This window comes from Mycobacterium sp. MMS18-G62, assembly GCF_053877835.1.
In genome coordinates, this window is sequence record NZ_CM132662.1 from 1,612,007 (window position 1) to 1,625,947 (window position 13,941).

Here is a 13,941-nt window from a genome sequence, read left to right on the forward strand (position 1 = left end):
GCGGCTTAGATCGGGATCAGGCCGTGTTTGCGCTGCACGCGCTGAATCTGCTTGTCGCGCAGCAGCCGCATTGCCTTGCGAAGGTGCAAGCGAGTCTGGTGCGGTTCGATCACCGCGTCGACGTAGCCGCGCTCTGCCGCCACATACGGCGTCGCCATATCGCGGTTGTAGCCCTCGATGAAGTTGCGTCGAATCTCCTGCACCTCAGGCGCATTCGGGTCGGGGAAGCGTTTCACGATCAGCTGTGCCGCACCCTCGGCGCCGATCACCGCGATGCGCGCGGTCGGCCACAGGAAGTTGAAGTCGGCGGTCAGCTGCTTGGAGCCCATCACCGCGTACGCGCCGCCGTAGGACTTGCGAACGGTGAGCGTCACCTTCGGCACGTCGGCCTCGACGACGGCGTAGAGGAAACGGCCGCCGCGCTTGATGATGCCGTTCTTCTCCTGCTCGACGCCGGGCAGGAAGCCGGGGGTGTCGACGACGAAAACCAAAGGGATGTTGAACGAATCGCAGAACCGGACGAACCGCGCGGCCTTGTCCGAGGCTTCGTTGTCGATCGCACCCGACATGTGCATCGGCTGGTTGGCGACCACGCCGACGGGCCGGCCGTCGATACGGGCGTAGCCGGTGATGATGGCCTGGCCGGCCTGCGCGGCGACGTCGAGGAAGTCCCCGTCGTCGAAGATCCGCAACAAGATCTCGTGCATGTCGTAGGCGGTGTTGTCGGAATCCGGCACGATCGAGTCCAGCTCGAGGTCGTGCGGCGTGATCTCGGGCTCAAGGCCTGGGTTCACGATGGGCGGTTCGTCGAACGTGTTGGCCGGAAGGAAGCCGAGGTAGTCGCGCACGTAGGTGAACGCGTCCTTCTCGGACTCCACCACCTGGTGGATGTTGCCGTACTTGGCCTGCGCGTCAGCGCCGCCAAGCTCGTCGAGCGTGACTTCCTCGCCGGTGACGTCCTTGATCACGTCGGGTCCGGTGACGAACATGTAGCCCTGGTCGCGGACCGCCACGATGAGATCTGTCTGGATTGGTGAATAGACCGCTCCCCCAGCGCATTTGCCGAGGATGATGGAGATCTGCGGGACGAGCCCGGACAGCAGCTCGTGGCGGCGGCCCAGCTCGGCGTACCAGGCCAACGAGGTGGCCAGGTCCTGAATGCGGGCACCGCCGGAGTCGTTGATGCCGATGATGGGGCAGCCGACCATCGCGACCCACTCCATCAGGCGGGATACCTTGCGGCCGAACATCTCGCCGACCGAACCGCCGAAAACGGTTTGGTCGTGGCTGAATACGCCGACCGGCCTGCCGTCGATGGTGCCGTGTCCGGTCACCACACCGTCGCCGAACAGCGCGTTCGGGTCACCGGGTGTGCGGGCCAGCGCACCGATCTCGAAGAAGCTGCCGGGGTCGAGCAGGGCATGGATGCGGGCGCGGGGGCTGGGGATGCCCTTCTTGTCGCGCTTGGCGGCGGCCTTCTCACCACCGGGTTCCTTGGCCAGCTCCAGTTTTTCGCGCAGTTCGGCCAGCAGTTCCGCGGTGGTCTTGGTCGTCACTTGGCCTGCTTCTCCTCCGCCTCGATCCGGTTGATCGCCTCGCTCAGATGCGCGCCGACCTTCGCAATGTACGGCTCGTCAATCGCCTGGATGTGCTCGCCCCCGATCGGGACGACCTCCAGCTCGGACACAAACTCGCCCCAGCCTCCGTCGGGCTGACGGACCGCGTAGCGCGGCTCGAAGTAAATCGCGTCGTCGTGGTAGCGATCGGCCATATACAGCGTGACGTGCCCGTCGTACGGCTCGATCTTCGCGGTCTCGAGCAGCCGGTTGTCCAGGTAGGACGTCCGCTGGTGTTCGATGATCCCGCCGGGGATCTGCACGCCGCTCTGGCTCACCGCGTCGAGCACGAACTGCACCTGACCCTCGTCGTCGAGGTCCTCGAGCTGCTCGTACGGGATCGGCGGGACCTCGACGTTGAAGGTCCGCTCGGCGAAGCGGGCGTAGCGGTCCCAGCGGGCGCGGGTCTCCTCCTTGGTCTGGGGCACCTCTTCGCCTGGACGCACGGTGTCGATCAGCCCGACGAATTGCACGTCGGCGCCCGCACGCTTGAGGCCGATCGCGCACGCATAGGCCATCGCACCGCCCAGCGACCAGCCGGCCAGAATGAACGGCCCCTTGTGCATCTCCATCAGCTTCGGCACGTACTGTGCGGCGCGCTCCTCAACCGAGCCCTCGACCCGCTCGATGCCGTACATCGGCGTGTCCGCCGGCAGCCGCTTGAGCAGCGGCTCATACACGACGGTCGAGCCGCCGGCCGGATGGAACACGAAGACTGGTACTTTCGACGATCCCGCTGCGTCGTTTGACGGAGCCCGCAGGGTGCGGACGAAGCCGTCGAGCTCACCGGCCTCCAGGTGCTCGCGCACGACCGTGGCCAGCGCCTCGATGGTCGGCGACTTCTTCACGTCGTCGGCGGTGATGGTGCTTTCCGCGCGCTCCGAAAGCCGTTGTGCCAACTTCTCGGCCGTCTCGTCGTCGATCTCGGGCAGCGGGTTGAAGACGCCGCCCGGCGACTTGCCGGTGACGATCGCCCACGTCGCGAACGTCACACGCTCGGCGGCTTCGCGGGGCGGCACGTCGGCGCCAAGCGCCTCGGTGACCGCCTCCTGCGTCAGCACTTGGGCAGCGAGGCTGGCCGCTGACGGCTGGTCGGGGCCTGCGGGGTTGGTGGGTGGCGGCGGGATGCTCGGGCCGCTGGGATCGGTTGGGGGCGGCGGGATGTCGGTTTCCGGAGCGGTGCCAGCCGCGCTGGTCAATGCTTCCTCGAGCTCGGCCACCGTCGTCGCGCCGCCCATCAGCTCCGCTTGCTCCGCCGCGATCTCCTCGGGCGTCAGCGTCTTCTGGTGCTCGGCGATCTGGCTGACCTCGTCACGGTGTTCGATCGCGTACTCGATCAGCTTCTCGACGGCGTACAGGTTCGCGTCACGCACAGCCGTCAGCTGGATCGGCGGCAGGTCGAAGTCGTACTCGACGCGGTTCTTGATCCGCACCGCCATCAGCGAGTCGAGGCCGAGCTCGATCAGCGGCACCTCCCACGGCAAGTCCTCCGGCTCGTAGCCCATCGCACCGCCGACGATCGCCGCGAGCCGGTCGTGCACCGTCTCGCTCGAGTCCGGCGACCACTTGGCAAAGCCCGCACCGAGATTCGCGCCCTGAGTGAGGTGGTCCTGCAAAATCTCGGCGTCATCGTCTTCTTCGACGACGGGCTGCGCCGACGCCGGAGCCGTGACTGCCGTCGCTGCGCCGACCGCGGTCGGCAACGCGGCTGCATGGCCGTTACGGCTGACAACGGCGTCGTACACCAGCGTGAAGGACTCGTCGATGCGTGCATGCACCTGAACGGTCGCGCCTCCGGGGTGACGCGTCAGCGTCGTGACCAGCCGAGCGCCCTCACCGGGCACCGCACGCTGTTCGAACGCCGTCAGCTTGGCATCGGGAAGAACCTGGGCCGCAGCGGCTTTCACCAAGGCGGCCAGGTCGGGCTCGCCCTTCGGGGCGAACTCCCAGACATGGCGGCCGTCGGGGGTCGCGACGTGGTTGCCCGGCATCATCACCGAGCTGTCGCCGGTGAAATGCGCATCCAGCCAGTGCGGCTTGCGGCGGAAGCGGGTCGGCGGGATGTTCGCGTACTCGCCGGGCCCGAACAGAGTGCGCATGTCGAGGTCGTGACCGTAGACGTACAGCTGCGCCATCGCCGTGGTCATCGAATCAACTTCGTCCTGCTTGCGCGCCAGCGTGGCGATCAGCTGCGCATCGTGCAGACCGGCCGTGGCTGTGGTCAGGCCGACCTGCATCAGAGCAACCGGATTCGGCGCCAGCTCAAGGAAAGTGGTGTGCCCGTTGTCGACGGCGTTGCGGATGCCGTGGGTGAAGTAGACGCTGTGGCGCAGCCCCTTCTTCCAGTAGTCCACGTCGTGGATCGTCTCGCCGGGACGGATGTAGCGGCCTTCATGCACCGTCGAGAAGTAGCCGATGGTCAGCGGGTGGGGTTCGATGCCCACCAGCTCGGCGGCCAGCTCACCAAGCAGCGGATCCATCTGAGAGGTGTGGCTTGCGCCCTTGGTCTGGAACTTGCGGGCGAACTTGCCCTCCGACTCGGCGCGCTCGATGATCGCGTCGACCTGTTCGGGCGGGCCGCCGATGACAGTCTGGGTGGGCGCGGCGTACACGCACACCTCGAGATCCTTGAAGTCGGAGAACACCGTGTCGATCTCGTCGGCGGAATACTCCACCAGCGCCATCAGGCGAATCCATTCACCGAACAGCATGGCCTCGCCCTCACCCATCAGGTGCGAGCGTGAGCAGATGGTGCGGGTGGCGTCTTCCAGCGACAGTCCCCCGGCGAAATACGCCGCGGCGGCCTCACCCAACGACTGGCCAACCACCGCAGCGGGTTTCGCACCGTGGTGCTTGAGCAGCTCACCGAGCGCGATCTGGATGCCGAAGATCGTGATCTGCGTGGTCTCGATGCCGTAGTCCTGCGAGTCGTCCAGGATCAGCTCGACGATCGAGTAGCCGCGCTCGTCCTGCACCAGTGCGTCGACCTTGTTGATCCACTCGGCGAAGACCTCGTTGCGCAGATACAGGCTCTTTGCCATCTTGCGGTGCTGCGCGCCGAAACCCGCGAGCACCCACACTGGCCCGTTCGTGACCGGACCGTCGGCGGTGAAGACGTTCGGGTTCTGCTTGCCGTCGGCCAGCGCTCGCAGGCCCTTGATCGCCTCGTCGTGGTCGTGAGCCAGGACCACTGCGCGTGAGCGACCGTGGTTGCGGCGCGACAGCGAGCGCCCAATCGACTCCAGCGACGACGCCCGGCCCTCCGGGCTGTCGATCCAGTCGGCCAGCTCTGCGGCCGTGGCCTTCTTGCGCGATGTCAAGAAGCCTGAAACAGCCAGCGGCACAACCGGAGCGGGATGCTCCTCGGATTCGAACTCTTCACGCGCGATCTCGAGCAGCCGCAGTGCCTCGTCCGTCAGTCCGGGCAGTTCCGGTTCTTCTTCGATGCTTTGCGGCGGCCGGTCCAGATCGTCGTCATCTTCTGCGGAATCGATGAACTCGCCGTACTCGTCCATCCGCACGCCGCCGACGTACACGGCGTCGGCCGCGGACGGCTTCGACTCTTCGGGTTCGGCCTCCGGTTCCGGTTCGGGTTCAACGAGATCCGACGGCAGCACCTCGCGCAACACCAGGTGCGCGTTGGCGCCGCCGAAGCCGAAACCGGACACACCGGCGATCGCGTGGCCGCTGTAGCGAGGCCAGTCGGTGACGGTGTCGGCGACCTTCAGCCGCACCGCCTCGAAATCGATGTATGGGTTGGGGCCGGTGTAGTTGATCGACGGTGGAATCTTGTCGTTGCTGAGCGCAAGCGCCATCTTCGCCAGGCTGGCCGCGCCCGCCGCCGATTCCAGGTGTCCCACATTGGATTTCACCGCACCAAGCAGTGCCGGCTTGTCGACGGGGCGACCCCTGCCGACCACGCGGCCGAGCGCGTCGGCTTCGATCGGGTCGCCGAGGATGGTCCCGGTGCCGTGCGCCTCGATGTAGTCGACGTCGCGCGGGTTGATGCCTGCGTCCTTGTACGCCTTGCGCAACACCTCGGCCTGCGCGTCAGGGTTCGGTGCCAGCAGACCGTTGGACCGGCCGTCGTGGTTGACGGCGCTGCCCGCGATGACCGCGAGGATCTCGTCGCCGTCGCGCCGCGCGTCGGACAGCCGCTTGAGCACCAGCATGCCGCCGCCCTCGGAGCGGGCGTAGCCGTCGGCGTCTTGCGAGAAGGATTTGATCCGGCCGTCGGGCGCGAGCACGCCACCGACCTCGTCGAAGCCGATCGTCACCAACGGGGTGATCAGGGCATTGACGCCACCGACGATCGCCACGTCGGCCTCACCGGTGCGCAGCGCGGCCACACCCTGATGCGCGGCGACCAGTGAGCTCGAGCATGCGGTGTCGATGGCCATCGACGGCCCGCGGAAGTCGTAGAAGTAGGACACCCGGTTGGCGATGATCGAACTGGTGGTGCCGGTGATCGCGTACGGGTGGGCGACCGCGGGATCGGAGACCGAAAGGAAGCTGTAGTCATTGTTCGAGCTGCCGATGTAGACGCCGACGTGCCCGCCCCGCAGGCTCGACGCGGGGATGCGCGCGTTCTCGAGTGCCTCCCAAGTCAATTCGAGCGCCATCCGCTGTTGCGGATCGATGTTGTCGGCCTCCATCTTCGATAGCGCGAAGAATTCGGCGTCAAAACCCTTGATGTCCGTCAAGTAGCCGCCGCGGGTGCGGGCCTTGGCGACGCGCTCGGCAATACGGGGCTCGTCGAGGAACTCCTCCCACCGGCCCTCGGGCAGATCGGTGATCGCGTCGCGACCCTCCAGCAGCGCCTTCCACGTCTCCTCGGGGGTGTTCATGTCGCCGGGGAACCGCGTAGCGATGCCCACGATGGCGATGTCGTCTACCTCGCGCGTGCGCGACCAGTCCTCGCCGCTGTCGGACATGTCGACTTCGGGCTCGCCCTCGACGATGACCGTCGCGAGCGACTCGATTGTCGGATGGCGGAACGCGACGGTCGCGGTCAGCGTCACGCCGGTGAGGTCCTCGATGTCGCTTGCCATCGCGACCGCGTCACGTGACGACAGGCCGAGCTCGACCATAGGAGTGGACTCGTTGATCCCTTCCGGTGACTGGCCGGTGGCATTGGCGATCCAATTGCGCAGCCACTCGCGCATCTCGGCGACCGTCATGTCGCCTCTGGCCGGGGTCACCGGCTGCTCGGGCGGGAGGTTGATCTCGTCGTTGAGATTCGAATCGTCTTGTGTATCAGCCATGTTCAGCTCACCTCCGGGCGAGTGGGAAGCCCGTGTCGTGTGTCAACGAAGTTCAGCGTCAGTCGCTCTCGTCGGGGAACGCGTTAGCAACCTTGCCGCTGCGCAGGCTGCCGTCCAGGTAGGCGCTGCGGCAGGCGCGGCGGCCGATCTTGCCGCTGGAGGTCCGCGGGATGGCCCCCGCCGGCGTCAGCAGCACGTCCCGCACCGTCACGCCGTGGCGCACCGCGATCGCGGCGCGAATGTCGTCGGCGATCGGCGCCATGTCGAGTTTGTGTGCACCTGGCGCGCGCTCACCGACGATCACCAATTGCTCAGAAGTGTCGTCGGGATCGCGCTTCAGACCGGCGTGTGCATTCTCGAACACCTCGTCGGGCAGCTGATTCGCAGGAACGGAAAACGCCGCGACGAACCCTGTGCGCAGCGCCTTGGTGGCCTCCTGCGCGGAATATTCGAGGTCCTGCGGATAGTGGTTGCGGCCGTCGACGATCACCAGATCTTTGGTGCGGCCGGTGATGTAGAGCTCGCCGTCGTGGTAGGCGCCGAGATCACCGGTGCGCACCCATGTCGCGTCGTCAGCGGCGCCCTCGGCGTGCGACGGGTTGGTCCGCGACTTGAGAGTGTTTTGAAAAGTCGCGACGGTCTCGTCCTTCTTGCCCCAGTAGCCGGTGCCCATGTTCTGGCCGCTGATCCAGATCTCGCCGATCTGCCCGTCGGGCAGTTCCGTTGCGGTGTCGTGGTCGACGACGACTGCCCATTCGGCAACGCCAACCTTGCCCGCGCCCGCCTGCGCGACGGCCTTCGGCGAGTCCTCGGGTACCTCGATGAAACGATGGTTGTTCAGCTCGTCACGGTCGACGTGGATGATCCTTGGCTCGGCGTCCATCGGCGTGGTGGACACGAACAGCGTCGCCTCGGCCAGGCCGTAGGAGGGCTTGATCGCCTTGGGCTGGAATCCGTACGGGCCGAATGCCTCGTTGAACCGGCGCACTGTGGCGGCCGATATCGGCTCGCTGCCGTTGAGGATGCACTTCACGTTGGACAGATCCATCGGCGGCTCGCCGTCCTTGGGGACACCGCGCGCCGCGGCATGGTCGAACGCGAAGTTCGGGGCCACCGAGATGGTGCCGCCGGTGTCGTCGTCCTTGCGGGCGAGTTCGCGGATCCAGCGGCCCGGGCGGCGAACGAATGCGGCCGGGGTCATGAAGGTGACGTAGTGGCCGATCATCGGCGACAGCAGCACGGTGATGAGGCCCATGTCGTGGAAGAACGGCAGCCAGGACACACCCCGGTCGCCTTCCTCGCCGTCCAGGGCCTCGATGACCTGGACCACGTTGGTGGCCAGGTTCAGGTGCGTGATCTGCACACCGGTCGGGATGCGCGTCGATCCCGAGGTGTATTGGAGATAGGCGATGGTCTCCCGATCGACGTCCATGGACTCCCACGTCGCGCCGACGTCGTCAGGCACGGCGTCGACGGCGATGACACGCGGACGCTCCTTGGCAGGCCGGCTGCGGAAGAACTTCCGCACTCCCTCGGCCGCCTCGGTGGTGGTGAGGATCGCCGAGGGGTGGCAGTCGTCGAGGACGGCGTGCAGGCGGCCGACGTGGCCGGGTTCGTTCGGGTCGAACAGCGGAACCGCGATGCGGCCTGAATACAAGGTGCCGAAGAACGCGACCAGGTAGTCCAGGTTCTGCGGGCACAGGATCGCGACGCGGTCACCGGGCTGGGTGACCTGCTGCAGGCGAGCACCGACGGCGCGGTTGCGGGCACCGAAGTCGGCCCAGTTCAGGTCACGTGCAACGCCGTCGCGTTCGGTCGAGAAGTCGATGAATCGGTAGGCGAGTTTGTCGCCACGCACCTTCGCCCACCGTTCGACGTGACGGACCAGGTTGCCGTTGTCCGGAAACACGATCTGTCCGTTCTTGAGGAACGGGTTGTGGAAGGCCATCTGTATCTCCTGTCAAGCCACGCTCATTGCGAAGCCACTTCAGCTTTACCGGCGGGACGCCGCGGGCGCTGACCACTTATGGCCAACCGCGCGAACCCAAACCCCGAAGATCGTACCGGGGAGTAGACGATCACCGCCTTGAAGGGCTCTGACCTGCGTGTTCAGGCCACCTGTCGGCCACCGCTCTTAGTTTTTTCTTAATGTTAGGCGACCGCTTGTCGCAGGCCAAATCGGTCCGGGTCACATGTCAGCCATGTTTTGGGTGCGGAGCGTTATCGATCACGTTCTGCGCCCAACCCAGTGTCCACTGGGTGGAGGTCTGACCGTCGAGATTCCAGAACTGCGGTGTGTTGTACAGGGCGTGCACCGGTTGACCGGCGCCGCCGCTGAGCACCTCCAGCGTCCGCGGCAACTGCGTGATGTTGAACGCCGACTCCGGCGCCGCACAGATGAGGTCGCCGGACGCGCAGATCTCATTGGTGCGGTCGTTCAGCATCCCGAAGCCGCCCGGCCGTGGACCTGTCATCGTCAGGCCCATCGCCGACAGTGTCGGCACCTCCTGCAGCGTGATCTCTGCGCCCTGGCCGTCGGGATTGGGGCCGATGTCCTGCCCGACGTTGTCCTGGCGACGACCGTCGGCGATCAACGTCACGCCAAGCACCAAGTCCTCGTCGACCGGTCCGCGTCCATTGCCGATGTCGCTGGCCATGTCGCCCGCGATCACCGCGCCCTGCGAGAACCCGACCAATACATAACTGGTCAGCGGGCAGCGGTTGTTCATGTCCGTCATCGCCTTCACCGCGGCCCTGGTTCCCTCGGCGCGGCTGTCGTTGTACGACATCTGCTTGTCGGCCGACAGCGGATTGTGGAACTGCGCGGTGTACGGGACGGTGAAGATCTCCATCCGATCCGACCCGAACTGCTGGCGCAGCGGATTGGTCACGTTGAGCAGTAGCGCGATCGGGAACTGCGTCGGGTTGTACGGGTCGTCGGTCGGTGAAGACTCCCACGTGCCGGGGATCGAGAGCACCTGCACGTCGGGGCAGCTGGCGTCCTGGAATTCCGGGCGCGGCTTCTTCGTCGTCGGCGGCACCCCCGTAGGCGGCACTGCCGTGGGCGGCACGGCGCTGGGCGGGGTCTCTGGCTGGCGCAGCACCACGATCACGATCGCCACGATCAACACGACGACGAGGGCCATCGCCCCGGCTGCGACGAGCGCAAGGATGCGGTGGCGTTTCCGCCGATTGGTCTTAGGCATGGATGTTTTCTGCTCCTCGCGTGCGCGGTTCTTCTGCTAGCAGAGTCGTTCGGTTGCGATGCGAATGTAGTCGGCGGTCGTGCTGTCGACCTCACCCGTCGACGGCACCATCGAGCTCATCTTCGCGTCGCGCACGTCGTTGCGCACCAGCGGCACGACGAAATCCCACACCGCCTGATCGCTCTGTTTGGCGGCCCGAGCCTGGCACACGTAGGAGCCGATGCTCAACGCCAACAGGTCGCTCGACGGTCTTACCCCCGCGGCTTTGAGCGCATCGAGGTAGGCCCGCTGCTGCCCGGTCACGATCAGCGCATTGGACTCTCCGCCCGGTTGCGGCGGCCCCGGAGGATGCGCGCCGTCCGGCAAGTGCGCGGGCGCGGTCTCCGATGTGGGCAGCCCGACGGTGGCCATCATGTTGTCGGCGACCGAACACCCGGTCAACAGGGCCGCGGCCGAAGCTACCAAAAGCGAGGTCGCCGGCCACTTTGCCAGACCATCTGTTCGCCGTACCGCGTGCTGCACTCCTCCAAGGTACCGGCTCGAAATGCCCGTCCCCTGCTGGCGAATATCGCGGTGCGGCTACTTGATGGTGGCGGTCAGTTCACCTGACATCGCGGCTAGCTGCGGACCCCACGTCGACCAATCGTGGTTACCGTCGGCCGGGAAGTCGAAGTGGCCGTTGTGGCCGCCGACGGCACGGTAGTGCTGATAGAAGGTCCGGTTGCTGCCCTGAGCCTGATCGCAGTAGCCGATCATCGCGGCGGGATCGCTGCACCCGAGTGTCGCGGGAGAAAAGACCCACAGCCGGGTGTTGTTGTCCGCTAGCAGCTGCACGTGCACGTCGGGGTCATGCCACTTCCAGCGGCCCAGCTGTGGCATTCCCCACATATTGCGGGTGTCCACGCCGCCGAACTGTGCCAGACCGGCGGTGATCGCGCCGTTGACCGTCGTGTTGGACGGGGTCAAGAAGCCCGACAGGGAGCCGGCGAAGCGGTAGCGGTCCGGATGGAACGTCGCGATCGTCAACGCGCCGGTGCCACCCTGGGCCGCACCGACGATGCCGTGGCCGCCGGGAGCCAGGCCCTTGTTGGCGGCCAGCCAGTCGGGCAGTTCGTCGGCCAGGAACGTCTCCCACTGCCTGCTGCCGTCCTGCTCCCAGTTCGTGTAAAGGCTCCAGGCGCCGCTCGCCGGCGCGGCCACCGAGATGCCCTTACCGGCGAGCGCGTTCATCGCGTTGCCGGCGGTGACCCAGTTGCTCACGTCCGGTGCGGCGTTGAACGCGTCGAGAAGCACCACGGCGTGCGGGCCGCCGCCCTGGAAGGCGACGGGGATGTCGCGGCCCATCGCCGCCGACGGAACCATCAGATACTCCACGCCGTCGGCGTTGGCCGCGGTCGGCGAGGCGGACCAGAGCCCGGCGGCCAGCACCACGGTCAAGATCGTTTTCAACAACCCACGCATCAGCCCCACCTCACGCTCGCATCCGCCTAGCCCCGCCGGAAGGTAGTGAACCACATCGACACGACGGGCCGGTACTGAAACGGCTGACGGCGGCGACCCCCGAGAGGATCGCCGCCGCCAACTCAAATCGAATGCCGCTTAGCCGCCGTTGGCGCTGGCCGGAGCGGCCAGGGGGGTGGACGGTTGCGGTGAAGCACCGAGCACCCGCTGGATGTCGGGCTTCATCTGCTGCAGCTGGCTACCCCAGTAGTTCCACTGGTGCGTGCCGTTCTGCGGGAAGTTGAACACGCCGTTCTTACCGCCCGCGGCGATGTACTGCTCCTGGAACGTCTTGTTCGTCCGCAGTGTGAAGCCCTCGAGGAACTTCGCGTTGAACAGGTTGCCCGAGCTCATGCCGGCATCCAGCTCGGAAGGCTTGCCGTCACCGCAGTAGATCCAGATACGGGTGCCGTTGGCGACCAGCTGGCCGATGTTGACCATCGGGTCGTTGCGCTTCCACGCGCTGTTCGCGTCTTCGGTCTTGCCCCACATGTCGTCAGCCTTGTAGCCGCCGGCGTCACCCATCGAGATGTTGACCAGCATCGGCCACCATCCCTCGGACAGGTTCAGGAAGCCCGACAGCGAGGCCGCGTACTGGAACTGGTTCGGGTGGTAGATCGCCATGATCAATGCGGCCGAACCGGCCATCGAAAGGCCGACTGCCGCGTTGCGGTTCGGGTCGACGCCCTTGTTGGCGGCGAGGTAAGCAGGCAGCTCCTGGGAGATGAACGTCTCCCACTTGTAAGTGGAGCAACCCGACTTGCCGCAGGCCGGCTTGTACCAGTCGCTGTAGAAGCTGGACTGGCCGCCGACGGGCATGATCACAGCCAGGCCGGAGTCGAGGTACCACTCGAAGGCCGCGGTGTTGATGTCCCAGCCGTTGAAGTCGTCCTGGGCGCGCAGGCCGTCGAGCAGATAGACGCCTGGTGCGTTCGCGCCGCCATTTTGGAACTGGACCTTGATGTCTTTGCCCATGCCCGCTGACGGCACCATGAGGTACTCGACCGGAAGTCCCGGACGAGAAAAAGCCCCTGCAGTCGCCGAGCCTCCGACGACACCTATCAGGGCGGGCAGCACGGCGGCCACCACTGCCGCCACCGTGAGCCGGCGCGCCCAGGCGCCGCGCATCTTCCCAACGAAAGTCATGCTTCTACCTATCCCATCTGTCGTATGCCGCACGGCAGACACAAAGGCGCCGTGCCCGTGCAGTCAACCACACCTTCGTGTGATCCCTCCATTCAGCGTGTATCGTCCCTGGTCGCTCCTCAGCCGTTGAGGGTCGCGATCAGGTCTGGTTTCAGTGACGACAACTGCTGCCCCCAGTACGGCCACGCGTGGTTACCCGCAGGCGGAAACACGAAGGTCGCGTTGCTGCCGCCGGCCTTGGCGTAGGCCTCCTGGAAGTCCTTGTTGCTCTTGATGGCCATGCCCTCAAGGCTGTCGGCGTTGAACTGTTGGTTCGGGTCGGGATTCTCGTTGACGGGGCTGTTGCCGCCGGGCGCACAGTAGATCCACAGCCGCGTGCCGTTGGCCACGATCTTGCCGACCTGCTTGATCGGGTCGTTGCGCTTCCATGCCTGGTCCCACGGCGGGCCCCACATGTTGTCGACGTTGTAACCGCCGGCGTCGAGCATCGCGACGCGGATCGCCTGCTGCATGAACAGCGCCGACGGGTTCAAGAAGCCCGACAAGGACGCCGCGTACTTGAACTGCGCAGGGTGATACGCCGAAAGGATCAGGGCGGCGCCACCGGACATCGACAGACCCACGACGCCATTGCCGGTCGTCGAGATCTGCTTGTTGGCGGCCAGCCACTGCGGAAGTTCGTTGGTAAGGAACGTTTCCCACTTGTAGGTGTAGGGCTGCTTGTTGAAGCTCGACGGCGAGTACCAGTCGGTGTAGAAGCTGGACTGGCCACCGACGGGCATCACCACAGAGATTCCGGATTGGTAGAACCACTCGAACGCGGGCGTGTTGATGTCCCAGCCGCTGTAATCGTCCTGTGCGCGCATCCCGTCGAGGAGATACACCGCCTTGGGTCCTCCCGGCTGGAACTGCACGCGAATATTGCGGCCCATCGCGGTGGAATACACGTCGAGGTACTCGACGGGAAGACCCTCGCGGGAGAACGCGTGCGCGTTCGGCGCCTCGTCGATGACGGCCGTCATGGCAGACAACGTCAACGCGGCGACGGCCGCGACGAGACTGCGGCGGAGCCAAATTTGCGCAGCATTGACAACCGATGGCCTGGGCATCTGTTGCTCGTACCGTCCGTTCATGGTCCGTCGCCGTATGCACGGCGGTTTGAAATGGCTATCGCGCCAAGGTGGCTGCGGCGTTACCAAATTCTCGACA

At 65.9% G+C, this 13,941-nt stretch carries 8 protein-coding genes; all 8 read right to left on the reverse strand.

The window, feature by feature from the left end:
* Positions 1 to 5: 5 nt before the first annotated feature.
* The 8 genes from ACWW36_RS08065 to ACWW36_RS08100 all read right to left on the reverse strand — a co-directional run bounded on the left by ACWW36_RS08065 (position 6) and on the right by ACWW36_RS08100 (position 13,841).
* Positions 6 to 1,556 carry an acyl-CoA carboxylase subunit beta gene (locus ACWW36_RS08065; protein WP_456141035.1) on the reverse strand — a complete coding sequence of 517 codons (1,551 nt, stop codon included), beginning with the start codon at positions 1,554 to 1,556 and terminating at the stop codon, positions 6 to 8.
* Positions 1,553 to 6,796: a polyketide synthase Pks13 gene (pks13, locus tag ACWW36_RS08070; protein ID WP_456142410.1), complete on the reverse strand. Its 5,244-nt coding sequence runs from the start codon at positions 6,794 to 6,796 to the stop codon at positions 1,553 to 1,555. The genes ACWW36_RS08065 and pks13 overlap by 4 nt, the downstream gene beginning before the upstream one ends.
* Positions 6,797 to 6,938: 142 nt before the next feature.
* Entirely contained in the window at positions 6,939 to 8,828 is a 1,890-nt protein-coding gene (gene fadD32 / locus ACWW36_RS08075) for a long-chain-fatty-acid--AMP ligase FadD32 (protein ID WP_456141036.1), read from the reverse strand.
* Positions 8,829 to 9,075: 247 nt separating this feature from the next.
* On the reverse strand, positions 9,076 to 10,086 hold the full coding sequence (gene culp6 / locus ACWW36_RS08080; protein WP_456141037.1) for a carboxylesterase Culp6: 1,011 nt from the start codon (positions 10,084 to 10,086) through the stop codon (positions 9,076 to 9,078).
* 36 nt (positions 10,087 to 10,122) lie between these two features.
* Entirely contained in the window at positions 10,123 to 10,608 is a 486-nt protein-coding gene (locus ACWW36_RS08085; RefSeq protein WP_456141038.1) for a DUF732 domain-containing protein, read from the reverse strand.
* 57 nt (positions 10,609 to 10,665) lie between these two features.
* A complete protein-coding gene (locus ACWW36_RS08090) occupies positions 10,666 to 11,547 on the reverse strand; it encodes an esterase family protein (protein WP_456141039.1) in 882 nt (293 codons plus the stop codon).
* A 138-nt stretch (positions 11,548 to 11,685) separates the two neighbouring features.
* A complete protein-coding gene (locus ACWW36_RS08095) occupies positions 11,686 to 12,732 on the reverse strand; it encodes an esterase family protein (RefSeq protein WP_456141040.1) in 1,047 nt (348 codons plus the stop codon).
* Between the two features lie 119 nt (positions 12,733 to 12,851).
* The gene (locus ACWW36_RS08100) at positions 12,852 to 13,841 is read right to left on the reverse strand and encodes an alpha/beta hydrolase (RefSeq protein WP_456141041.1); all 990 of its coding nucleotides are present in this window, start codon (positions 13,839 to 13,841) and stop codon (positions 12,852 to 12,854) included.
* Positions 13,842 to 13,941 lie beyond the last annotated feature (100 nt).

Coding starts and splice junctions, on each gene's coding strand:
- ACWW36_RS08090 (WP_456141039.1), bottom strand. CDS start 11,547: ATGCGTGGGTTGTTGAAAACGATCTTGACCGTGGTGCTGGCCGCCGGG.
- fadD32 (WP_456141036.1), bottom strand. CDS start 8,828: ATGGCCTTCCACAACCCGTTCCTCAAGAACGGACAGATCGTGTTTCCG.
- culp6 (WP_456141037.1), bottom strand. CDS start 10,086: ATGCCTAAGACCAATCGGCGGAAACGCCACCGCATCCTTGCGCTCGTC.
- ACWW36_RS08100 (WP_456141041.1), bottom strand. CDS start 13,841: ATGCCCAGGCCATCGGTTGTCAATGCTGCGCAAATTTGGCTCCGCCGC.
- ACWW36_RS08095 (WP_456141040.1), bottom strand. CDS start 12,732: ATGACTTTCGTTGGGAAGATGCGCGGCGCCTGGGCGCGCCGGCTCACG.
- pks13 (WP_456142410.1), bottom strand. CDS start 6,796: ATGACGGTCGCCGAGATGCGCGAGTGGCTGCGCAATTGGATCGCCAAT.